The organism is Streptomyces sp. NPDC005794 (assembly GCF_042871445.1).
Lineage (GTDB): Bacteria > Actinomycetota > Actinomycetes > Streptomycetales > Streptomycetaceae > Streptomyces.
Map to the genome: position 1 here is coordinate 1 of NZ_JBIAIN010000031.1, position 22,350 is coordinate 22,350.

General features: G+C 71.5%; 20 protein-coding genes. 14 read left to right on the plus strand and 6 right to left on the minus strand.

Annotated elements, in window-relative coordinates:
- Nucleotides 1-146: 146 nt before the first annotated feature.
- From ACFYQ5_RS33940 to glmM, 4 genes are all read left to right on the plus strand, one after another.
- On the plus strand, nucleotides 147-1,766 hold the full coding sequence (locus ACFYQ5_RS33940) for an ABC-F family ATP-binding cassette domain-containing protein (RefSeq protein WP_389203201.1): 1,620 nt from the start codon (nucleotides 147-149) through the stop codon (nucleotides 1,764-1,766).
- A 227-nt stretch (nucleotides 1,767-1,993) separates the two neighbouring features.
- Nucleotides 1,994-2,437, plus strand: a complete 444-nt coding sequence (gene rplM, locus ACFYQ5_RS33945) for a 50S ribosomal protein L13 (protein ID WP_014154573.1) — start codon at nucleotides 1,994-1,996, stop codon at nucleotides 2,435-2,437.
- 45 nt (nucleotides 2,438-2,482) lie between these two features.
- Nucleotides 2,483-3,019, plus strand: a complete 537-nt coding sequence (gene rpsI / locus ACFYQ5_RS33950) for a 30S ribosomal protein S9 (RefSeq protein ID WP_033297615.1) — start codon at nucleotides 2,483-2,485, stop codon at nucleotides 3,017-3,019.
- 218 nt (nucleotides 3,020-3,237) lie between these two features.
- Nucleotides 3,238-4,596 carry a phosphoglucosamine mutase gene (glmM, locus tag ACFYQ5_RS33955; protein ID WP_389203204.1) on the plus strand — a complete coding sequence of 453 codons (1,359 nt, stop codon included), beginning with the start codon at nucleotides 3,238-3,240 and terminating at the stop codon, nucleotides 4,594-4,596.
- Nucleotides 4,597-4,626: 30 nt separating this feature from the next.
- On the opposite strand, the gene ACFYQ5_RS33960 is transcribed toward glmM, so the two are convergent.
- The 3 genes from ACFYQ5_RS33960 to coaA all read right to left on the minus strand — a co-directional run bounded on the left by ACFYQ5_RS33960 (nucleotide 4,627) and on the right by coaA (nucleotide 8,217).
- Nucleotides 4,627-6,183: a PH domain-containing protein gene (locus tag ACFYQ5_RS33960; protein WP_389203205.1), complete on the minus strand. Its 1,557-nt coding sequence runs from the start codon at nucleotides 6,181-6,183 to the stop codon at nucleotides 4,627-4,629.
- Nucleotides 6,184-6,264: 81 nt separating this feature from the next.
- On the minus strand, nucleotides 6,265-7,206 hold the full coding sequence (locus tag ACFYQ5_RS33965; RefSeq protein ID WP_389203207.1) for a DUF389 domain-containing protein: 942 nt from the start codon (nucleotides 7,204-7,206) through the stop codon (nucleotides 6,265-6,267).
- 18 nt (nucleotides 7,207-7,224) lie between these two features.
- Nucleotides 7,225-8,217: a type I pantothenate kinase gene (coaA, locus tag ACFYQ5_RS33970; protein WP_389203209.1), complete on the minus strand. Its 993-nt coding sequence runs from the start codon at nucleotides 8,215-8,217 to the stop codon at nucleotides 7,225-7,227.
- A gap of 257 nt (nucleotides 8,218-8,474) precedes the next feature.
- On the opposite strand from coaA, the gene ACFYQ5_RS33975 reads away from it, so the two are divergent.
- A complete protein-coding gene (locus tag ACFYQ5_RS33975; RefSeq protein ID WP_389203211.1) occupies nucleotides 8,475-10,130 on the plus strand; it encodes an alpha/beta hydrolase in 1,656 nt (551 codons plus the stop codon).
- A 184-nt stretch (nucleotides 10,131-10,314) separates the two neighbouring features.
- Here the strand turns inward: ACFYQ5_RS33975 and ACFYQ5_RS33980 are convergent, their stop codons facing one another.
- On the minus strand, nucleotides 10,315-11,277 hold the full coding sequence (locus ACFYQ5_RS33980) for a CU044_5270 family protein (RefSeq protein WP_389203212.1): 963 nt from the start codon (nucleotides 11,275-11,277) through the stop codon (nucleotides 10,315-10,317).
- On the minus strand, nucleotides 11,265-11,825 hold the full coding sequence (locus ACFYQ5_RS33985; RefSeq protein ID WP_389203213.1) for an RNA polymerase sigma factor: 561 nt from the start codon (nucleotides 11,823-11,825) through the stop codon (nucleotides 11,265-11,267). The genes ACFYQ5_RS33980 and ACFYQ5_RS33985 overlap by 13 nt, the downstream gene beginning before the upstream one ends.
- 409 nt (nucleotides 11,826-12,234) lie before the next feature.
- Here ACFYQ5_RS33985 and ACFYQ5_RS33990 point away from each other — a divergent pair, with 409 nt between their 5' ends.
- The 9 genes from ACFYQ5_RS33990 to ACFYQ5_RS34030 all read left to right on the plus strand — a co-directional run bounded on the left by ACFYQ5_RS33990 (nucleotide 12,235) and on the right by ACFYQ5_RS34030 (nucleotide 21,634).
- Nucleotides 12,235-13,689 carry an ATP-binding protein gene (locus ACFYQ5_RS33990; protein WP_389203215.1) on the plus strand — a complete coding sequence of 485 codons (1,455 nt, stop codon included), beginning with the start codon at nucleotides 12,235-12,237 and terminating at the stop codon, nucleotides 13,687-13,689.
- 369 nt (nucleotides 13,690-14,058) lie between these two features.
- Nucleotides 14,059-15,906: a glutamine--fructose-6-phosphate transaminase (isomerizing) gene (glmS, locus tag ACFYQ5_RS33995; RefSeq protein ID WP_389203216.1), complete on the plus strand. Its 1,848-nt coding sequence runs from the start codon at nucleotides 14,059-14,061 to the stop codon at nucleotides 15,904-15,906.
- Between the two features lie 12 nt (nucleotides 15,907-15,918).
- Complete coding sequence (locus ACFYQ5_RS34000; RefSeq protein WP_327122262.1) at nucleotides 15,919-16,287, plus strand: holo-ACP synthase; 369 nt, start codon at nucleotides 15,919-15,921, stop codon at nucleotides 16,285-16,287.
- 4 nt (nucleotides 16,288-16,291) lie between these two features.
- Nucleotides 16,292-17,743, plus strand: coding sequence for an NAD(P)H-hydrate dehydratase (locus tag ACFYQ5_RS34005; RefSeq protein ID WP_389203218.1), 1,452 nt, complete (start codon nucleotides 16,292-16,294; stop codon nucleotides 17,741-17,743).
- A 37-nt stretch (nucleotides 17,744-17,780) separates the two neighbouring features.
- Nucleotides 17,781-18,167 carry a DUF488 domain-containing protein gene (locus ACFYQ5_RS34010; RefSeq protein WP_389203219.1) on the plus strand — a complete coding sequence of 129 codons (387 nt, stop codon included), beginning with the start codon at nucleotides 17,781-17,783 and terminating at the stop codon, nucleotides 18,165-18,167.
- A 60-nt stretch (nucleotides 18,168-18,227) separates the two neighbouring features.
- Nucleotides 18,228-19,382, plus strand: coding sequence for an alanine racemase (gene alr, locus ACFYQ5_RS34015; RefSeq protein WP_389203221.1), 1,155 nt, complete (start codon nucleotides 18,228-18,230; stop codon nucleotides 19,380-19,382).
- Between the two features lie 77 nt (nucleotides 19,383-19,459).
- Nucleotides 19,460-20,686: an alpha/beta fold hydrolase gene (locus ACFYQ5_RS34020; protein ID WP_389203223.1), complete on the plus strand. Its 1,227-nt coding sequence runs from the start codon at nucleotides 19,460-19,462 to the stop codon at nucleotides 20,684-20,686.
- 19 nt (nucleotides 20,687-20,705) lie between these two features.
- Nucleotides 20,706-21,239, plus strand: coding sequence for a tRNA (adenosine(37)-N6)-threonylcarbamoyltransferase complex ATPase subunit type 1 TsaE (tsaE, locus tag ACFYQ5_RS34025; RefSeq protein WP_389203225.1), 534 nt, complete (start codon nucleotides 20,706-20,708; stop codon nucleotides 21,237-21,239).
- 203 nt (nucleotides 21,240-21,442) lie between these two features.
- Nucleotides 21,443-21,634 (plus strand): hypothetical protein, encoded by a 192-nt coding sequence (locus ACFYQ5_RS34030; RefSeq protein WP_389203227.1) that lies wholly within the window; start codon nucleotides 21,443-21,445, stop codon nucleotides 21,632-21,634.
- Nucleotides 21,635-21,657: 23 nt separating this feature from the next.
- Here ACFYQ5_RS34030 and ACFYQ5_RS34035 read toward each other — a convergent pair whose 3' ends face one another.
- Entirely contained in the window at nucleotides 21,658-22,221 is a 564-nt protein-coding gene (locus ACFYQ5_RS34035) for a hypothetical protein (protein WP_389203229.1), read from the minus strand.
- Between the last annotated feature and the right edge of the window lie 129 nt (nucleotides 22,222-22,350).

Below are 22,350 nucleotides of genomic sequence, written 5' to 3' on the forward strand. Positions count from 1 at the left end.
CGACACACCCCACCCAACGCCACACCACCGGTCCGGGACACGCCCGGACCGGTCACATCATACGAATCAACGACCCGCGAAGTCCGGGCCTAGACCGACCGTAATCCGGTTGGGTCAATGGTTCGCCTGCCGTGACAATGCTGTGCATGGGACATCTTGAAGCGGGCCACCTGGAGTACTACCTACCGGACGGACGGGTGCTGCTCGGCGACGCCTCGTTCCGGGTGGCCGACGGTGCGGTCGTCGCCCTCGTCGGTGCGAACGGGGCGGGCAAGACGACCCTCCTGAAGATGCTCGCCGGGGAGCTCCAGCCGCACGGCGGCTCGGTCTCGGTGAGCGGCGGGCTCGGGGTGATGGCCCAGTTCGTGGGTTCCGTACGGGACGAGCGGACCGTCCGTGACCTGCTGGTATCCGTGGCGCAGCCCCGTATCAGGGAGGCGGCGGAGGCCGTCGACGCGGCGGAGGAGCGCATCCTCACCGTGGACGACGAGGCCGCGCAGATGGCGTACGCCCAGGCGCTGAGCGACTGGGCGGAGGCGCGGGGGTACGAGGCCGAGACGCTGTGGGACATGTGCACGATGGCCGCGCTCGGCGTCCCGTACGAGAAGGCGCAGTGGCGCGAGGTGCGCACGCTCAGCGGGGGCGAGCAGAAGCGGCTGGTCCTGGAGGCGCTGCTGAGGGGCCCGGACGAGGTGCTGCTCCTGGACGAGCCGGACAACTACCTGGACGTGCCCGGCAAGCGGTGGCTGGAGGAGAGGCTCAGGGAGACCCACAAGACGGTGCTCTTCGTCTCCCATGACCGGGAACTGCTCTCGCGCGCCGCCGAGAAGATCGTGAGTGTGGAGCCCAGCCCGGCCGGTTCGGACGTATGGGTCCACGGTGGCGGATTCGACACGTTCCACGAGGCCCGTAAGGAGCGGTTCGCGCGCTTCGAGGAACTCCTGCGGCGCTGGGAGGAGGAGCACGCCCGGCTGAAGGCGCTGGTCCTGCGGATGCGGCAGCAGGCGGCGAACAGCCCCGACATGGCGAACCGCTACCACGCGATGCAGACCCGCTTCAAGAAATTCGAGGACGCGGGCCCGCCGCCGGAGCCGCCGCGTGAGCAGGACATCAAGATGCGGCTGCGCGGAGGACGGACCGGGGTGCGGGCGGTGACCTGCAAGAACCTGGAGCTGACCGGCCTGATGAAGCCGTTCGACCTGGAGATCTACTACGGGGAGCGGGTCGCCGTCCTCGGGTCCAACGGATCGGGGAAGTCACACTTCCTGCGGCTGCTGGCGGGGGACACGGTGGCGCACAGCGGGGAGTGGAAGCTCGGTGCGCGGGTCGTGCCGGGTCACTTCGCGCAGACGCACGCCCATCCTGAGCTGCGGGGCAGGACGCTCGTCGAGATCCTCTGGTCGGAGCACGCCAAGGACCGGGGCGGGGCCATGTCCGTGCTGCGGCGGTACGAGATGGAGCGGCAGGGCGACCAGGCCTTCGAGCGGCTGTCCGGTGGGCAGCAGGCACGGTTCCAGATCCTGCTGCTGGAGCTGGCCGGCACCACCGCGCTGCTGCTGGACGAGCCGACGGACAACCTGGACCTGGAGTCGGCCGAGGCCCTCCAGGACGGACTGGAGACGTACGACGGGACGGTGATGGCCGTCACGCACGACCGCTGGTTCGCGAAGTCCTTCGACCGCTACCTGGTCTTCGGTTCGGACGGGGTCGTGCGGGAGTCCACGGAGCCGGTCTGGGACGAGCGCAGGGTCGAGCGGGCGCGGTAGGGACGGCGCGTTTTGACCCGTCCGGGGCGGGGCGGGTAGTGTCGGTCTTTGTTATACGTACGGGCTTTCTCGTTCTCACGCGAAGAGCCCTTGCGTAGGTTCTCTGGAGCAGTTACCAGTGGCTCGCATACGGGCAGTGTTCCCGGCACTGTGAGCCCCAGCTGCATGATCGCTTCAGGGGTGCCATGTGTCTGGACCTCATCCACTGAAGAAGCGAAGGCTACGAAGTGCGTACGTACAGCCCCAAGCCCGGCGATGTCACTCGCCAGTGGCACATCATCGACGCTGAGGACATCGTCCTCGGCCGTCTGGCCACCACGGCTGCGAACCTCCTCCGCGGCAAGCACAAGGCGATCTACGCCCCCCACATGGACATGGGCGACTTCGTCATCATCATCAACGCCGAGAAGGTCCACCTCTCCGGCAACAAGAAGACCCAGAAGATGGCGTACCGCCACTCGGGCTTCCCGGGCGGTCTCCGCTCCGTGCGTTACGACGAGCTCCTCTCGAAGAACCCCGAGAAGGCCGTCGAGAAGGCCATCAAGGGCATGATCCCCAAGAACACCCTGGGTCGCCAGATGATCTCGAAGCTCAAGGTCTACGCGGGCGACCAGCACCCGCACGCTGCGCAGCAGCCGGTCCCGTACGAGATCACCCAGGTCGCGCAGTAGTTCCGGCCTCCCCCCTAAGACGTACAGAAAGATCTGAGGAGAATCGTGGCCGAGACCACTGTTGAGACGACCGCTGACGACGCAGCGGGCACCGAGGGCGAAGAGACCTTCGCCGAGGTGACCACCTTCGAGTCGGAGGTCCCCGTCGAGGGTGAGTACACCTCCGAGTCGCTCGCGGGCCGTTTCGGCGACCCGCAGCCCGCGGCCGGCCTTGGCCGTCGCAAGAACGCCATCGCCCGCGTCCGGATCGTTCCGGGCACCGGCAAGTGGAAGATCAACGGTCGCACCCTTGAGGACTACTTCCCCAACAAGGTGCACCAGCAGGAAGTCAACGAGCCCTTCAAGGTGCTCGAGCTCGACGGCCGCTACGACGTCATCGCCCGTATCTCGGGTGGCGGCGTCTCCGGTCAGGCCGGTGCCCTGCGCCTCGGCGTGGCCCGCGCGCTGAACGAGGCGGACGTGGACAACAACCGCGCCACGCTGAAGAAGGCCGGCTTCCTCTCCCGCGACGACCGTGCGGTCGAGCGCAAGAAGGCCGGTCTCAAGAAGGCCCGTAAGGCTCCGCAGTACAGCAAGCGCTAAATCGCCTGTTCGTCTGCTTCACACGTTCGCCCCGGCGGCACACCTCGTGCTGTTGGGGCGTTCGTTTATCGGCGTTCGCGGGCGTATAACGGCTTAAGACGCTTGCACGTTTATAGGGCTGGCAGTTCCCGGCGCGCCCGTTTCTGGTGCGCCTGGCCTTGCTTTGCCCTGTTTTGCTTGCTTTGGTTTGTGGTTTCGGAGCACTTCGGAGGACACCAGTGGGACGACTCTTCGGCACGGACGGCGTGCGCGGTGTCGCCAACGCGGATCTGACAGCCGAGCTCGCGCTCGGACTCTCGGTCGCGGCGGCGCACGTACTCGCCGAGGCGGGCACCTTCGAAGGGCATCGGGCGACCGCCCTGGTGGGTCGCGACCCGCGTGCGTCCGGAGAGTTCCTGGAGGCCGCCGTCGTGGCCGGCCTGGCCAGCGCCGGAGTGGACGTCCTGCGCGTCGGCGTGCTGCCCACCCCTGCCGTGGCGTATCTCACCGGCGCGCTCGGCGCGGACATCGGTGTCATGCTCTCGGCCAGCCACAACGCCATGCCGGACAACGGCATCAAGTTCTTCGCCCGTGGCGGCCACAAGCTCGCCGACGAGCTGGAGGACCGCATCGAGACGGTCTACGAGCAGCACCGCACCGGTGAGCCGTGGGCCCGGCCGACCGGCGCGGGAGTGGGCCGGGTCACCGACTACGCGGAGGGCTTCGACCGCTACGTCGCGCACCTCATCGGTGTCCTCCCGAACCGGCTCGACGGGCTGAAGGTCGTCCTCGACGAGGCGCACGGCGCCGCCGCCCGTGTCTCCCCCGAGGCGTTCGCCCGCGCCGGTGCCGAGGTCATCACCATCGGCGCCGAACCGGACGGCCTCAACATCAACGACGGCTGCGGCTCCACCCACCTGGGGCTGCTGCGGGCCGCTGTCGTCGAGCACGGCGCCGACCTCGGCATCGCGCACGACGGTGACGCGGACCGCTGCCTGGCCGTGGACGGAACCGGCGAGGAGGTCGACGGCGACCAGATCCTGGCCGTGCTCGCCGTCGCCATGCGCGAGGCCGGCCAGCTGCGCAAGGACACCGTCGTCGGCACGGTCATGTCGAACCTCGGCTTCAAGATGGCGATGGAGCGGGAGGGCATCCAGCTGGTCCAGACCGCCGTCGGCGACCGTTACGTCCTGGAGTCGATGAAGGCCGAAGGCTTCGCGCTGGGCGGCGAGCAGTCCGGGCATGTCATCGTCCTGGACCACGCCACGACGGGTGACGGCACGCTGACCGGGCTGATGCTCGCGGCCCGGGTCGCCGCCACCGGGCGTACGCTCGCCGACCTGGTGGGTGTGATGCAGCGCCTCCCGCAGGTCCTCATCAACGTGCCGGACGTCGACAAGTCCCGTGTGGAGACCTCGCCCGAGGTCGCCGCCGCGGTGTCCCAGGCCGAGCGTGAGCTGGGCGACACCGGGCGCGTACTCCTGCGCAAGTCGGGCACCGAGCCGCTCGTACGGGTCATGGTCGAGGCCGCCGACCTGGAGCAGGCACGCGCGGTGGCCGGGCGGCTGGCCGACGTGGTGAAGTCCGCCCTCGGCTGATGTGCCGTCAACTTCCGGAAGGGCCCGGCCTCACGGCCGGGCCCTTCCGGCTTCCGGCAAGCGGCGGTAGCGCCCCAGTTCCTGGATGATGCGGGTCAGGTCGGCCGGCGCGGCCGCGAGGCGGACCGGTTCGCCCGCGTCGTCGATCTCGGCGATGTGCCAGCTGCGGTGGACGGTCTCGCCGTCGCCGCCCCTGGCACGTCGTATCCGCGTGACGGTGAGCCGCTCCACCGGGATCCGCCTCGCCGCGAACCGGCCCGGGCCGGAGTGGGGTGTCACCGCGGGCGGACCGCTTCCCAGGACGATGTGCGTGCCGAAGTCGTGCGGGTTGTAGTCGGTGTGCTCGAGGAAGCGGGCGGCCAGGAACCTCTCCGTCTCCTCCTCGAAGGCTCCGGCACCCCCGGCATCTCCGGCGTCCTCAGGTGTGCGGATGCGGGTGGCGTGCCAGGCCCAGGCGAGCATGCCCAGGGTGGCCACCGTGCCCGAGGCCGCCCACGCGAGGGGCACGGCGGAGCCGAGCGGGCCCGTGGGGTGGAGGTAGCAGAGGGGCAGCAGCCACACGGCCGTGCCGAAGAGCGCACCCGCGAACGGCAGGGCCGAAGGCAGGACCTCGTCGTCCGGCAGCCCGCGCCCGCGACGGCGCAGCAGCACCCGGGCACCGGGGTAGCCTGCGGCGAGAGCACACCCGGCCGCGATGACGGCCACGTCTCCGCCGCCGGTGAAGTGCTCCTGCCAGGTGTGGTGTTCGCCGGTGACCACCCTCACCTCGCCGCGCCAGACGGTCAGTTCGACCTCGTCACCGGGGCGGAATCCGCGGGCGCCCTCCCGCGAGACGGTGAGCCGGTTCAGCGGCCTGTCGTCGGCGAAGTACAGCCAACTGCTCTGCTTGCCCTGGCCGACCTCCGTCCGTTCGACCACCGCGACCTGGGTACTCAGGCACTCACCACGCTCCGCGGCGGTCGTACCGGCGGTACAGGGGACCGCCGACATCCAGGCCTGTTTCTGCGACGCGGTGACCGGAACGAACCAGGCGGCCAGGCCCGCGCCCGCGAGCAGCAGCACGCAGAGGAGCTTCGCCACGGCCGAGCCGCGCCCGGCGGTGCGCTGGGAGAGGACGGGCACGTGGTCCGACTCCGGAGCCCCGTGGCGGCGGTGCAGCGCGCGGAGCGCGTTCAGCTGTGCGTCGAACTCCGGCCGGTCGGCGGAGGATCCGCTGAGCGGCAGGGGCAGCCGGGGAGTACGTCCGTCGCGCAGCAGCACGCCGACGCGGTGGATGTCCTGGTTACGCCCGGACTGGAGGTGGACGCGCAGGTCGGCGATGTCGCTCCACGGCATGTTCCGGCGGCGCAGCAGTGTCCGGGAGCGCAGACCGTCGGCGTCCGCGATCACCTGGACGGTGGCCGCGTACAGGAAGACGAGGCCCAGCAGCGCGAGCAGCAGGCCCCCGGCCACCCATACGTCGATGAGGGTGCCCCGGTACACCGCGCGCACGGCGGTTGCCACGGCCGCGGCCGTCCCGAGCGCGACGAGGCACCACAGGGCGCGCCGCTTGAGGGGGCGGCAGATCACGTGCTGGGCCTCGTTCATGGCCGGCATCGTGTCATCGGCGGGGCCGTCGCCGCCTGTGCGGTGTCCGGCAGTTTCCGGGCCCGCGACACTGCCGGTCCATCACCCCTGGGCCGGGGCCGTGCCGCGCTTCCTGCTCCACAGCGCCTTCTGGACCAGCAGCGTCAGCGTGCCGGCGAGGACGATGCCCGCCAGATTGGCCAGCAGCTGCCCCGAGGACCCCCAGGTCTGCTGGAGGTCCTGGTAGCTGAAGGCGACGGCGGCGTTGGCGGCTGCGGGGACCGTGGTCACCGAGATGGCCACGCCGATCAGCGCCCCGGACTTCGCCGACGTCAGCGAGAGGGTCCCCGCGATGCCCGCGAGGAGGGCGACCACGAAGGACATCCAGTCCGGGTGCCAGATGAACCCGGTGTTGGGCCGGTCCGCCCTCACCATCCCCGCGTCGAACAGCCCGAACGCGTCCATCAGCCAGGCGAACCCGGCCGTCAGCACCATCGCCGCGGCGAAACCGCCGACCAGCGCCCACAGCGACCGTGCCACCAGCTTCGGGGCGCGCTGCACGAGCGCCGTCGAGATCCCGGCCAGCGGGCCGAACTCCGGGCCCACCGCCATCGCGCCCACGATCAGGATCGCGTTGTCGAGCATCACACCGCACGCGGCGAGCATCGTCGCGACGGAGAGGAAGGCCACATAGGTGGCGCTGAAGGTCGACTCCTCGTGGGTCACCTCGCTCAGCTCTTCCCAGAGCACCGCGTCCGAGCCCTCTCCCGGCGCCGCGCGCTCGGCCTCGTCGGCGCTCCTGGACAGGGTGAGGTCCATGTTCTCGACGGTGATGGAGCCGCAGTCGTCGATCTCCAGCTTCCGCAGCCCGCCGATGAGTTCGTCACCGGCTTCCCGCGCGACATCGCACAGCACCACATCGCCCACCGGGTTCCGAGCGGCACCGGAGAGCACCGCGACATGGGCGGTGCCCACGGTGCGTTCGATCAGCCCGAGCACCTCGTCGGTGCGGTCGGCGGGCACGATGAGGCGCAGATGCAGCACGGTGCACCCTTTCCGGAGTCAGAGCTTGCGCAGTGACAGACGCTGGACCTTGTGGTCCGGCCCTTTGCGCAGCACCAGCGTGGCACGGCCGCGCGTCGGTGCCACGTTCTCCAGCAGATTGGGCTTGTTGATGGTCCGCCACATGGTGCGCGCGTAGTCCAGCGCGTCCGCCTCGGAGACCTGTGTGTACTTGCGGAAGTACGAGAACGGGTTCTGGAACGCGGTCTCTCGCAGCCTGCGGAAGCGGTGGAGGTACCAGTTCTCGATGTCCTCGGCGCGGGCGTCGACGTACACGCTGAAGTCGAAGTAGTCCGCGAGTCCGACCCTGGTCCGGCCGTCCTTGCCGGGCAGCGCGGGCTGCAGCACGTTCAGCCCCTCGACGATCAGGATGTCGGGGCGGCGCACGGTCAGCCGCTCGCCCGGCACGATGTCGTAGATCAGGTGCGAGTAGACGGGGGCCGTCACCTCGTCCTTGCCGGCCTTGATGTCGGCGACGAACCGGGTCAGCGCCCGCCGGTCGTACGACTCGGGGAACCCCTTGCGCGACATCAGGCCCCGCGCCTCGAGCTCCTTCATCGGCAGCAGGAAACCGTCGGTCGTCACCAGCTCCACCCGGGGGTGCTCCGGCCACCGCGCCAGCAGTGCCTGGAGGATGCGGGCGGTGGTGGACTTGCCGACGGCGACACTTCCGGCGACCCCTATGACGAACGGGGTACCGCGCTGCTCGCCGTGCCCGTTGCCCGCGTCACCCAGGAAGGTGTTCAGGGCGCCGCGCAGGCCGGAGGTGGCCTGGACGTAGAGGTTGAGCAGCCGGGACAACGGCAGATAGACGTCCCGGACCTCGTCGAGGTCGATGACGTCGCCGAGCCCTCTCAGCTTCTCGACCTCCTCGGCGGTCAGCGGCAGCGGGGTCTTGTCACGCAGGGCGCTCCACTCGGCCCGGGTCAGGTCGACGTAGGGCGTCGGCGCGTGCTCGGTGCGACGGGGGCTCCGTGCGGGCGAAGTGATCACGTACTCATTGTTGCGGGAGTTTTAACGGAGTGGAGGGTGGGGTCGGTCACGTGGGGGATCCGGAGGTGCCCTGATCCGTACGGCACGGGACGGTACGACCCGGGGCCCCGCATCCGTCCTCTACGACCAGGGGATCACGTAGGGATGTCACATCCTCCTTAGGAGGGAGGGGAGTTGGGGCCGCGCGGCCGATGTTCCCGATGCGCGCCACCTGGATGATCGTTCCTGTCCGAACACGCGACGGAAGGAACGATGACGTGCGTAGACGATTTCTCGGGCCGGTACTGGCTGTCGGTGTCACGGCGATGCTGGCGCCCGCGCTCGCCACCTCGGCGGCCACCGCCGCTCCGGCCGCCGCTCCGTCGACCGCCTCCTCGTCCGCTGCCAAGAGCGCCCTGGACCGGTATGTGAAGCAGAAGCCGCAGTGGAAGCGGTGCGATGCCGACGCTCCGGCGACGTTGGAGTGCGCAACGATCAAGGTGCCGCTCGACTACCGGGTTCCCGGGGGGAAGCGGATCGACGTGGCCATATCCCGGATCAGGAGCACCGCGCCCGACAAACGGCACGGTGTGCTGTTCTCCAACCCCGGCGGCCCGGGCGTGGAGGGGCTCTACATGCCGATGGGGATGCAGGAGCGGCTGCCCGAGTCCGCACGGCAGAAGTACGACCTCATCGGCTTCGACCCGCGCGGTGTGGGCAGGAGCAGCCCGGTTTCCTGCGGTCTGGAGCCGGAGGAGGAGAACTGGGTGCGGCCGTACAAGGAGGAGACGTTCGACAAGGACGTCGCCTGGGCGCGCGACGTCGCGAACAAGTGCGACGAGAAAGCGGGCGACACACTCCCGCACATCACCACACGCAACACCGCGCGTGACATGGACCTGCTCCGGGCGATCCTCGGCGAGAAGAAGATCACGTACGTGGGGTTCTCGTACGGCACCTACCTGGGCGCCGTCTACACCCAGCTCTTCCCCGGCCGGGCCGACCGGTTCGTGCTGGACAGCGCGGTCGACCCGGCGCGCGCCTGGCGGGGGATGATCCAGTGGTGGGCGGAGGGAGCCGAGCCCGCGTTCGACCGGTGGACCGAATGGGCCGCCGGACGTTCGGAGAAGTACGGCCTCGGTGACACCCCGAAGGAGGTCGACCGGACCTTCTGGGACCTGGTCGCGCAGGCCGACGAGAAGCCCGTCGAGGTGGACGGGTATCCGACCACCGGTGATGACATCCGGGCCGGTATGCGCGGGGCGGTCTTCACCCCGGAGTACGCCACCGAGGCGTTCGTGGAGCTGAAGAAGGCCGCGGCCGGCGAGCCCGCCTCCGCGAAGGAGCTCGCGGCGTTCACCGGATCCGAGGGGGCCGGGAGGACAGGCTCCGCCGCCGATGCCGCCGATGCCGCCGAGGTGCCGTCCGACAACATGATGGCGACCTTCTGGGCCGTGGTGTGCGGCGACAACTCGGCCGCGTGGTCCCGCGACCCCGAGAGCTACCGGCAGGACGCCATCGAGGACAAGGGCCGTTACCCGCTCTACGGTGACTTCGCGTCCGGCATCAAGCCCTGTGCGTTCTGGGACACGTCCGTGGAACCGGCGACGAAGGTGCACAACAAGGTCGGTTCCCTGGTCGTCCAGAACGAGTGGGACTCGCAGACCCCGCTGCCCAGCGGTCAGGCCCTGCACGCCGACCTGAAGCGATCGAGGATGGTCACCGTCCTCGGCGGCGAGGGCCACGGTGTCTACCCGAACGGCAACGCCTGCACGGATGACACGGTCAACGGCTACCTGCTCACCGGCAAGCTCCCGGCGAAGGACGTGACCTGCGAGGCGACGGCCGACTCGAACGCGGAGGCACGGAAGAACCAGAAGCGGGACGTGCTCCCCGGGTCTCCGCTCCCGGAGCGTGCCCCGGACCGCTTCTGAGCCCGGTCGCACGGCCCGTTGCCGCACGACCCACTGAAGACGGGGCGGACCTCCTGCCGGGGGTCCGCCCCGCCGCACCGCCTGCAGGCTCCGGCCCGCTGATGCGCCTCCGCCCGGGGTCCGGTGTCCGCACCCCTGTAGCGGACGTCGGACCCCGGCCGGGAGGCACTGGACCGTGTACGGATCAGGGCGTGGCGCCCTCGGCATCGACGACGGCCGCGGCGGTGCGGGCCTCGGTGAGAGTGATGTCTCCGGCGGTGAGCTTCGGGTCGATGCCTTTCGGCAGCTTCATCTCGTGGTCCTCCGTGACCACGAAGCGCAGGCCCGCGTAGCCGTAGTCGTACGGGGAGAGGAGGAGCTCGCGGCGTTGGTGGGTGCCCTCCTCCTCCCGGGTGACGGCGATGGCCTCGCGACCCGCCGCGTCCTTGACCAGGTGATCGGTGATTTCCACGCCGGGGACCGTGGCCATGGCCCGGTAGATGCGGGCGAGGGCGTCCGGGGCGAGCGGGTAGGACTCGATGAGCACGCCCAGTCCGCGGAAGGTCTGCGCGGCCTTGCTCTCGGGGCTGTCGGCTCCGGGGGGGTAGAGCTCACGGACCTCGGCCAGCAGGGCTGCGGGGTCCTCGGGCAGGGCGTTGGCGGCCCGGTAGATCTCGCGGGCCGAGCGGTCGTCGTCCGACCGGTCCTTCTCCGCTGCCGCGTTGCCGTACGGGGTCCAGGAGTCGGGGTCGTACCGGACCTCGCCCATGTGACCGTCCCCGGCCGCCGGCTCCGGCTGCCCCACCACGTTCCTGGTGTAGATCCACTGGTCGTCGCGGGGTTCCGGCGGAGGCGTCATGCCCTCCAGGAACACGGCGGCCTGACCCAGCGTCGCGGCCGGGCCGGACAGATCGAGGGCGCCGGCCGTCGTGGCGGGGCCCGTGGGGCGCGGGTCGGACGTGCCGAGCAGCTGGGTACTGAGCAGGGCTGCGACGGTGATCGCCACGGCCGCGCCGAGCGAGGCGAGCCGCCAGTCGGTCCGCAGCATGCGGCCGCGCCGGTTGCCCGCGATGGCATCGGTCAGGCGCTGCCGCCCGGGAGCGAGCGCGGAACGGTCCGGCATCGGGGCGTCGGCGCGCAGCTCGCGCAGCCGGGTCATTTCGTCCATGACGGGTTCAGCTCCTGTCGGTCCGAAGTGAACGCGGGATCGGTGTGCAGCGCGTCGCGGACCTTGCGGCGGGCGCGGTTGAGCCGGGAGCGGACGGTGCCGAGCGGTATGCCGAGCGCGTCGGCCACCTCCTGGTAGCCAAGGTCCGCCCAGGCGACCAGCAGCAGCACGTGCCGGTCCCCGGGGGAGAGCGCGGCGAGCGCGCCGGCCAACGGCGCCTGGACGGCGATCCGGTCGTCCGAGCGCTCGCTCCAGGACGCGGCGACGGGGTCCTCACCGGTACGCGCCAGGGCCTTGAGGGCGCGTACCTCGCTGCGCCGGTGCTTGCCGATGAGGTTGGCGGCGATGCCGTACAGCCAGGGCCGGGCGAGGCGGTGGGAGGGGTCGTAGCGGGCGCGGGCGCGGAACGCGACGAGGAACACCTCGGCGGTGATGTCGTCCGCCGCGCCCTCCCCGAGGCGGCGGGCGGTGTACCGGTGGATGTCCGCGGCGTGGCGGTCGTACAGCCCGGCGAAGAGCTCCGGCTCCTCGAGGGACCGGACGATCATCTCGGCGTCGTCCGGCCCGGCCGATGGCGGTGGTCGTCGTCCGGGCACAGGGCCTCCAGCGGTCCGGTCGGTAAGTCTGGCACCCCTTGTTGCCCGCACCCGCAGGAAAGGTTCACGGGGCCGGCCGAGACACTTCGGGCGCAGCGGTAGGTGCTTCCGCGCCGCCCCGGCCAGGGGCACCAGTCCTATGGTGGCGATACGCGCGGAGTTGATCACATGCCTGCCGGGCACGGGCCACTCAGGGCCGTGCCCGGCGGCCCGCCTCCTGTGGGGGCCGCCGGCACGGTGGCCGGGTCCCGGAGCGGCCGGGTCCCGGAGCGGCCGGGCCGTGCGGTCGGCCTGATCGACCTCTCGGAGGTAAAGTAGGAGTGGCTCATACTTTGAGTGGCTCCTACTTCAGGGGGATGGCGTGGCCTTCACCGGACGCGGTCGCGAACTGCGGGTTCTCGGCTCCTGGCTCGACAAGGTCCTGTCGGCCGGCGGCGGCAGCGCAGGGCAGGCGCTGGTGGTCAAAGGACGTCGTCGCATCGGCAAGACCCGGCTGGTCCAGGAGTTCTGCGCACGCTCGGGTCGTCCCTACGTGTTCTTCCAGGCGACGCGTGGCCGCCCGGCGCCGCTCTCCCGGCAGGATCTGTTCGATGCCGTGGCCGAGGGCGAAGGCATGGGTGAGCACGGTGCGGCCCTCGCGCACGCCGCGCCTCCCGAGGACTGGGCGCGTACCCTCGCGGCGCTTGCCGCCGCGCTGCCCGCGGACGAGCCGGTGATCCTCGTCCTGGACGAGGTGCCGTGGCTGGCGGAGGCCGATGCCGGGTTCGATGCCGCTCTCAAGACCGCTTGGGACATGCATCTGTCCGCGAAGCCCGTCCTTCTGCTTCTGCTCGGATCCGACCTCGCCATGATGGACCGGCTGACATCGTACGATCACCCGTTCTACGGGAGAGCGGGCCAGTACACGGTGGGACCGCTGAGTCCGGCCGACGTCCAGGACTCCACCGGCCTGGAGGCCCCGGAGGCTCTGGACGCCTACCTGCTCACCGGCGGCTTCCCGGAAGTCGTGACCGACTGGCGGGAAGGTGAATCGGTCAGTGGCTACCTGCGGCGGCAGGTCGAAGACCCCTCCTCCGTGCTGCTGACCACGGGCGAGCGCTCCCTGGCCGCGGAGTTTCCCGCACGGTTGCAGGCAGGCAGGGTGCTGCGGGCGATCGGATCGGGTGAACGGACCTTCTCCGGTATCGCGGCGAGTACCGGGGGCGCGGACGGGCAGCCACTCGCGCACGGGACTCTCGCTCCGATACTGAACGAACTCACCGAGGCGAAGAAGATCGTGGCAGCGGACCTTCCGCTGTCCACACGGCCTGCACCCAAACTCAAGCGGTACCGGATCGCCGATACCTACCTGCGGTTCTGGCTCGCGCACCTGGAGAACGCCGTCGCACAGGCGGAACGCGGCAGGGGTGAGGTATCGGCTGCCCGGATCAGCCGGTCGTGGGCGTCGTGGCGGGGCCGCGCGGTGGAACCCGTGATCAGAGAGGCGCTGCTGCGCAGGCTGCCTGACGACCTGTTCCCCGAGGTGAACGAGGTGGGCGGTTGGTGGAACCGCCAGAACAACCCCGAGGTGGACCTCGTCGGCGCCGACGCGCAGCCCGTCGCCGGCGCGGTCCATTTCGTCGGATCCGTGAAATGGCGGGACGACACCCCGTTCGGGGCCCGGGATCTTGCCGCTCTCTCCACGGCGGCCGAGCGGGTGCCGGGTGCGCGGGGGGCGGCTCTGGTGGCCGTCAGCCGCAGGCCGCCCACGGACGCGGCCGCGCGAGGGCTGACGGCTTGCTGGGGGCCGGATCAAGTGGTCGACGCGTGGCGATGACCGAGCCGGGGGCCGGTCGAGGCCGTGTCGGTGCGAGAGCTGCCGTGCGGCAACCGGTGGCCTTCTGCGCCGCCGCGTGAGGGCTCCGGACCTCACACGCCGTCCGGATGCTCATAGCCGGGCCCGGAGTGCCAGGGCTGTCCGGGTCCGCCTGCTCGGCCGTCACGCGCTCGGGCTCCGGTGCGTGGAGTGAGGTTGGCGGCGATGCCGTACAGCCAGGGCCGGGCGAGGCGGTCCGGTCGGTGAGTCCGGCACCCCCTGTCGCCCGTACCGGCGGGAACGGTTCACGGGCCGTCGGAGACACTTCTGGCGCAGCGGCAGGTGCCTCCGCGCCACCCCGGCCGGGGACACCGGCCTTATGGTGACGATATGTGCGGAATCGTGGGTTATGTCGGGACGCAGTCGGCGCAGGACGTCGTGGTCGCGGGGCTGAAACGGCTGGAGTACCGGGGGTACGACTCCGCGGGGGTCGCCGTCCTCGCGGACGGGGGTCTGGCCTCGGCGAAGAAGGCCGGGAAGCTCCTGAATCTGGAGAAGGAGCTCAAGGACCGGCCGCTGCCGGCCGGTAACACCGGCCTGGGGCATACCCGTTGGGCCACGCACGGCGGGCCCACCGACGCCAACGCCCACCCGCACCTCGACAACGCGGGCCGGGTCGCCGTCGTGCACAACGGGATCATCGAGAACTTCGCCGCCCTGCGCGAGGAGCTCACCGGACGCGGCCACGAACTGGCCTCCGAGACCGACACCGAGGTGGTCGCCCATCTGCTCGCCGAGGCGTACTCCTCGGGCGGGGACCCGGCGGAGGCCATGCGGCAGGTGTGCCGTCGGCTGGAGGGCGCGTTCACGCTGGTCGCCGTGCACGCGGACGAGCCCGACGTGGTGGTGGGGGCCCGGCGGAACTCGCCGCTGGTGGTCGGCGTGGGGGACGGGGAGATGTTCCTGGCCTCCGACGTGGCCGCCTTCATCGCGCACACGCGGAACGCGATCGAGCTCGGCCAGGACCAGGTGGTCGAGCTGCGCCGGGACGGGGCGACGGTCACCGGCTTCGACGGCCGGCCCGCCGACGTACGTGAGTATCACGTGGACTGGGACGCGTCGGCCGCCGAGAAGGGCGGTTACGCCTCCTTCATGCTCAAGGAGATCGCCGACCAGCCCAAGGCCGTCGCCGACACGCTCCTCGGCCGGATCGACGATTCCGGCGAGCTCCACCTCGACGAGGTGCGCATCCCGCCGAGCGAGCTCAGAGAGGTCGACAAGGTCGTCGTCGTCGCCTGCGGGACGGCCTTCCACGCCGGGATGATCGCCAAGTACGCCATCGAGCACTGGACCAGGCTGCCCTGCGAGACGGAGCTGGCCAGCGAGTTCCGTTACCGCGATCCGATCCTGGACCAGCGCACCCTCGTCGTCGCCATCTCGCAGTCGGGCGAGACGATGGACACGCTGATGGCGCTGCGGCACGCCCGTGAACAGGGCGCGAAGGTCCTCGCCATCTGCAACACGAACGGGTCGACCATCCCGAGGGAGTCGGACGCCGTCCTCTACACACACGCCGGGCCCGAGGTCGCCGTCGCCTCCACGAAGGCGTTCCTGACCCAGCTCGTCGCCTGCTACCTCGTCGCGCTGTACCTCGGACAGGTGCGCGGCACCAAGTGGGGCGACGAGATCCGCACCGTCGTACGCCAGCTCTCCGAGATGTCCGGCGCGGTCGAGCGCGTCCTGGGGACCATGGGGCCGGTCCGTGAACTGGCCCGCTCGCTGGCCGCCCATGACACCGTGCTCTTCGTGGGCCGGCACGTGGGCTACCCGGTGGCCATGGAAGGCGCGCTGAAGCTCAAGGAGCTCGCGTACATGCACGCCGAGGGCTTCGCCGCGGGGGAGCTCAAGCACGGGCCGATCGCGCTGATCGAGGAGGGGCTGCCGGTCGTCGTCATCGTGCCGTCCCCGCGCGGCCGTTCGGTGCTGCACGACAAGATCGTGTCGAACATCCAGGAGATCAGGGCCCGTGGCGCCCGTACGGTCGTCATCGCCGAGGAGGGCGACGAGGAGGTCGTCCCGTACGCCGATCACCTCATCACGATCCCGGCTACGCCTACGCTGCTTCAGCCACTGGTCGCCACGGTGCCGTTGCAGGTCTTCGCCTGCGAGCTGGCCACGGCCCGGGGCAACGAGGTGGACCAGCCACGCAATCTGGCGAAGTCCGTGACCGTCGAGTGAGTGAGTGAGCGCGTGATCATTGGGGTCGGGATCGATGTGGCGGAGATCGAACGCTTCGGCGCCGCGCTGGGGCGTACGCCGCAGCTGGCCGAGCGGCTCTTCCTGGAACGGGAGTTGCTGCTGCCGGGCGGGGAGCGGCGGGGGATCGCCTCGCTGGCGGCCAGGTTCGCCGCGAAGGAGGCCCTGGCCAAGGCGCTGGGCGCACCGGGCGGGCTGCTCTGGACCGACGCCGAGGTGTGCGTCGAGGAGAGCGGCCGGCCCCGTCTGGAGGTGCGCGGCACTGTCGCGGCCCGGGCGGCCGAGCTCGGGGTGCGCAGCTGGCACGTGTCGCTCAGCCACGACGCGGGGGTGGCGTCGGCCGTGGTGATCGCGGAGGGTTGAGCGTATGCGACATGCGTACAGCGTCGAGACCGTACGGGCCGCCGAACAGGCGCTGATGGCACGGCTGCCGGAGGGGGCGCTGATGCGGCGCGCCGCCGCCGGGCTCGCGGTGGCCTGCGGTGACCTGCTCCGGCGCAACGGGCGGGTGTACGGGTCCCGGGTGCTCCTCCTCGTCGGCAGCGGCGACAACGGCGGCGACACGCTGTACGCGGGGGCCCGGCTGGCCCGGCGCGGAGCAGGCGTACGGGCGTTGCTGACCTCGCCGGACAAGGTCCACGGCCCCGGGCTGGCCGCCTTGCTGGCGGCGGGCGGTCAGGTCCTCGAAGGCCCTGACCTGGGGGCCTTCGGCCCCGTCGACCTCGTCGTCGACGGCATCACGGGGATCGGGGGCCGCGGCGGTCTGCGCCCCGAGGCGGCGGAGCTCGTACGGGCGGTCACGGGAGGCCACGCGCCCGTGCTCGCGGTGGATCTGCCGAGCGGGGTCGAGGCCGACACCGGCCAGGTGCTCGGCGACGCCGTACGGGCGGACGCGACGGTCACCTTCGGGACGTACAAGCCGGGGCTGCTCATCGACCCGGCCGCCGAGCACGCGGGAGCGCTCCGGCTCGTCGACATCGGCCTGGCGGCGGAACTGCCCGCACGGCCGGACCTGGAGGCCCTCCAGTACGCCGACGTCGCCGCCCTGCTGCCCCTCCCCGGCGCCGAGAGCGACAAGTACCGGCGCGGGGTCGTCGGGGTGGCCGCCGGCTCGGAGCGGTACCCGGGCGCGGCCGTGCTCGCGGTCGCGGGAGCGCTGCGCGGCGGCGCCGGAGCGGTGCGGTACGCGGGCCCGGGGGCCGCCGCGGTGATCGCCCGCTTCCCGGAGACGCTGGTCCACCCCGGCCCGCCGTCGAAGGCCGGACGGGTACAGGCCTGGGTGGCCGGGCCGGGGCTCGGTGACTCCTCGGCTTCGGCGTCGGCGGTGGCCGACGTGCTGGCCGCCGACGTCCCGGTCCTGATCGACGCGGACGGGCTGCGGCTGATGGACGCCTCGGCCGTCCGCGCGAGGACCGCCGCCACCGTCCTCACCCCGCACGCCGGCGAGGCCGCCGCGCTGCTCGGGGTGGAGCGCGAGGAGGTCGAGGCCGGGAGGCTCGCCGCCGTGCGGGAACTGGCCGCGCGCTACCGCGCCACGGTGCTGCTGAAGGGTTCGACGACCCTCGTCGCGGAGCCCGGGGACGTGCCCGTACGGGTCAATCCGACCGGCACGTCCTGGCTGGCCACGGCGGGCAGCGGTGATGTGCTGTCCGGGCTGACCGGCTCGCTGCTGGCCGCGGGCCTCGCGCCGCGCGACGCCGCGTCGGTGGGCGCCTATCTGCACGGGCTCGCGGCGCGCCGGGCCTCGGACGGGGCGCCGGTCGCCGCGCAGGACGTCGCGGACGCCGTACCGGCGGCGTGGCGGGACGTGCGGTCCTGATCCACGCTGGAGGCACGGGAACGGGAGGTGACCGGTCGTGGGCAGCGGCAGCGATATCCGGGTGCGCAGGGTGTACGACCCGCCGGAGGACGACGACGGCACCCGCGTACTGGTCGACCGGCTCTGGCCGCGCGGGATCTCCAAGGAGCACGCGGCCGTCGACCTGTGGGTCAAGGACGTGACCCCTTCGAAGGAACTCCGCACCTGGTACCACGAGGACCGCTCCGGCACCCGGTACGACGACTTCGTGGACCGCTACCGCACCGAGCTCGGCGATCCCGCGCACACCGAGGCCGTCGAGGAACTGCTCGCCCTGCTGCGTCGGGGCGGCGCCGTCACCCTCGTCACGGCCGTGAAGGACGTGCAGGCCAGCCACGTCCCGGTCCTCGTCGGACATCTGGAGCACGCCCTCGACCACCGCTGACCGCCTCACCGGTCACACAGGTCGAGGGCACAGGCGTACGGCTCTGAGACACTGGGCGCGATGAACGAGACAGCGACCCTGAGAGCCCGTGCCGAGATCGACCTCGCCGCACTGCGCGCCAATGTGCGCACCCTGCGCGCGCGGGCGTCCGGGGCTCAGCTCATGGCCGTCGTGAAGTCCGACGCGTACGGACACGGGGCGGTGCCCTGCGCCAGGGCCGCACTGGAGGCCGGCGCGACCTGGCTGGGCACGGCCACCCCGCAGGAGGCACTCGCCCTGCGGGCGGCCGGGATCGGCGGCCGGGTGATGTGCTGGCTGTGGACGCCCGGCGGCCCGTGGCGCGAGGCGGTCGAGGCCGACATCGATGTGTCGGTGAGCGGGATGTGGGCGCTCGACGAGGTCGTCGCCGCCGCCACGGAGGCCGGCATCCGGGCCCGGGTCCAGCTCAAGGCCGACACGGGCCTGGGACGTAACGGCTGCCAGCCCGCCGACTGGCCGGAACTCGTCTCGGCCGCCCGCGCCGCCGAGGACGCGGGAACCCTGCGCATCACCGGCCTCTGGTCGCACTTCGCCTGCGCCGACGAGCCGGACCACCCGTCGATCGCCGCCCAGCTGAACGTGTTCCGCGACATGGTGGCGTACGCGGAGAAGGAAGGCGTCCGGCCCGAGGTGCGGCACATCGCCAACTCCCCGGCGACGCTCACGGTGCCCGAGTCCCACTTCGATCTCGTACGCACGGGGATCGCGATGTACGGCATCTCGCCCAGCCCCGAGCTGGGGACCCCGGCCGACTTCGGGCTGCGCCCCGTCATGACGCTCGCGGCCTCTGTCGCCCTGGTCAAGCAGGTGCCCCCGGGGCACGGCATCAGTTACGGGCACCACTACACGACGCCCGCCGAGACGACGCTCGCACTGGTGCCGGTCGGATACGCGGACGGCATCCCGCGTCATGCCTCGGGCCGGGGCCCCGTCCTCGTCGGAGGCGCCGTCCGCAGGATCGCGGGCCGGGTCGCGATGGACCAGTTCGTGGTCGACCTCGGGGGCGACCTCCTGGAGGCGGGCGCGGAAGCGGTGCTGTTCGGGCCGGGGGACCGGGGCGAGCCGGGCGCGGAGGACTGGGCGGAGGCGGCGGACACGATCGCGTACGAGATCGTCACGCGCATCGGCTCACGCGTCCCCCGCGTCCATCTCCACGAGGACTCCGGCCGGGACTGAGACCCTGGCCCCAGCGGTCCGGCCGGAATCATGGCCCGACGACGACGACAACGACGACGACGAAGGAGCGCGCCACCGTGAGCGAGACCAGTGCGGAGGACGTGGTGGCGACGGCGGCCGTCGCGGCGGCCGGCTGGCGCCGGGCGGGCATCGCCGGGGCGGCGATAGGCGTCATCGCCGCGGGGGCGGCCGCGGGCGTCGCCGTCGAGCGGCTCACGGTGGGCCGGGGCATCCGCAAGAAGGCCCGTCTCGCTCTGGACGCCTCCGGGCCGTACGGCTCGCTGCGGGGACTGCCCGGCCGGGCGGTCGCGGACGACGGCACCGAGCTGTACTACGAGGTCGACGAGATCGAACCGGAGGGCGTCGCGAACCGGGCGGGCGGCGGCTCCGGTGCGCGTACGCCCACGGGCTCAGGGCCCCGCAGGCGCAGGCTCTTCGGCAGCAAGGACCCCGCGCCCCTGACCGTCGTCTTCAGCCACGGCTACTGCCTCGGCCAGGACTCCTGGCACTTCCAGCGGGCGGCGCTGCGCGGCCTGGTCCGCACGGTCCACTGGGACCAGCGCAGCCACGGCCGGTCCGAGCGGGGCAGGGCGCAGGCCGAGGGCGTACCGGTCGGCATCGACCAGCTCGGCCGTGATCTCAAGGCCGTCATCGACGCGGCGGCTCCCGAGGGGCCGCTGGTGCTGGTCGGGCACTCCATGGGCGGCATGACGATGATGGCGCTCGCGGACCGGTATCCGGAGCTGATCCGCGACCGGGTGGCGGCGGTCGCGTTCGTCGGGACGTCGAGCGGCAAGCTCGGCGAGGTGAATTTCGGGCTGCCGGTGGCCGGGGTGAACGCGGTGCGGCGGGTGCTGCCCGGGGTGCTGAAGGCGCTGGGCTCGCAGGCGGAGCTGGTGGAGCGCGGGCGGCGGGCGACCGCCGACCTCTTCGCGGGGCTGATCAAGCGGTATTCGTTCGGATCGCGGGACGTGGACCCGGCGGTCGCGCGGTTCGCGGAGCGGCTCATCGAGTCGACCCCGATCGATGTGGTCGCGGAGTTCTATCCGGCCTTCACCGAGCACGACAAGAGCGGGGCGCTGCCCGTCTTCCGCGGGCTTCCGGTGCTGATCCTGGCCGGCGACAAGGACCTCGTGACGCCCAGTTCGCACAGCGAGGCCATCGCGGACGAGCTCCCGGAGGCGGAGCTGGTCATCGTGCCGGACGCCGGTCATCTGGTGATGCTGGAGCACCCGGAGACGGTGACCGACCGGCTCGCGGACCTGCTGGTGCGGATCGGAGCGGTTCCGGCCGAGGCACGCTGATCCTCTACCGTTGGTCGGCATGGAAGCAGCGCACAACGGCCCGGTGACCGGCACCACCGCACCGGGCACCGTCACCCTGGACGTCGCCGTCGAGTCCCCCGAAGAGATGAAGGAGCTGGGCCGCCGGATCGCCGGTGTGCTGGCCCCCGGCGACCTGGTGATGCTCACCGGCGAGCTCGGCGCGGGCAAGACGACCCTGACCCGCGGCCTGGGGGAAGGCCTCGGCGTACGCGGTGCCGTCACCTCGCCGACCTTCGTGATCGCCCGGGTCCATCCGCCGCTGGGCGAGGGCCCGGCCCTGGTCCACGTCGACGCGTACCGGCTGGGCGGCGGCCTCGACGAGATGGAGGACCTGGACCTCGATGTGTCGCTCCCGGAGTCGGTCGTCGTCGTGGAGTGGGGCGACGGCAAGGTGGAGGACCTGTCGGAGGACCGGCTGCGGGTGGTGATCGACCGAGCGGTCGGCGACACGGACGACGAGCGCCGCACGGTGACGCTGGTGGGGATCGGCGCGCGCTGGGCGGGGCTGGGCGCGGAGCTGGCGGCGCTCTGAGCGCGGCCTCACCGCGCGCTCCGGAAGGGCCTCGCCGTGTGCTCCGGGAGGGCTCGCCGATGGAGGCCGCGCCGGACTTCCCGACGCTTTCCGACAAGGCGTCGGTAAGATGTTGCGCAGGGGCAGCCCGTCGTGGTCACATGGGTACAGGGATTGGTTAGGTGTACCTAACCACACCCCTGGACGAAGCCCGAGGAGGCAGCATGCCGACACCCGAGCGTGAAGTGCAGCCGCAGTCGTCGCAGGAGCCGCAGGCGGAGGCGCCGTCGGTGTCCGCGACGTCGATGAAGGACCTGCTGGCCTCCTGCGCCGCCGCGGCGGCGGTGTCGACACCGCCCCGCGACGAGCACGCCGAGGAAGGCGACGCCGAGGGCGTAGGGCGCGACGCCGCCTGACCGCCTGACCCAGCCGTCCGTGACTACGGGACGACGACGACCTTCACGCCGACCGTGGCGAAGGTCCACAGCACGTTGCCGTCGGCCCGCTTCATGCGCACCCCGCCGGTCCTGGTCGTGGGGTCGGGGCTGGCCATGGAGTCGTCCTGCGCGGCGCTGAAGCCCACGGACACGTTGTCGACGGTCGCGAAGCGCACCACGTGTTCGATCGGGACCCCGTCCGAGCCCTTGATGCTGCCGGAGCGCGAGGTCACCGCGTAGCTGCCGGGCAGCGGGTCCACGGTGCTCGGCATGACGGTGAAGGTCCGGAGGGCCTTCTCCTTGTCGTCCACGATCCACACCCGGCGGTCCTTGAGCGCGTACACGACGCGGGCCCCCGTGCCGGAGTCCGCCGGGATCGCGAGCGGATCCCTCGTGGGCTCGGGCTTGGGCTTCGCGGAGGGGGAGGCCGTCTTCCCGGAGGCCTCCGCCGAGGGGACGGCGACCGATTCGGGCGCTTTCGCCGACGCCTGGTAGGCGAGGAAACAGACCGCGGCCAACGCCGCGGCAGTGAGCCCGGCCACGATTCCCGAGCTGCCCCTTGCCACCGTGAGGTCCCCTTTCACATGCCGTCCGTCACATGTCGTACAAGCATTTATGTCGTACACGCGTATACCCGGCGACGGTACCAGCAGCGGAAGGGCAGACCGGGACGCTGCACGGGCTGCCCTGACCGA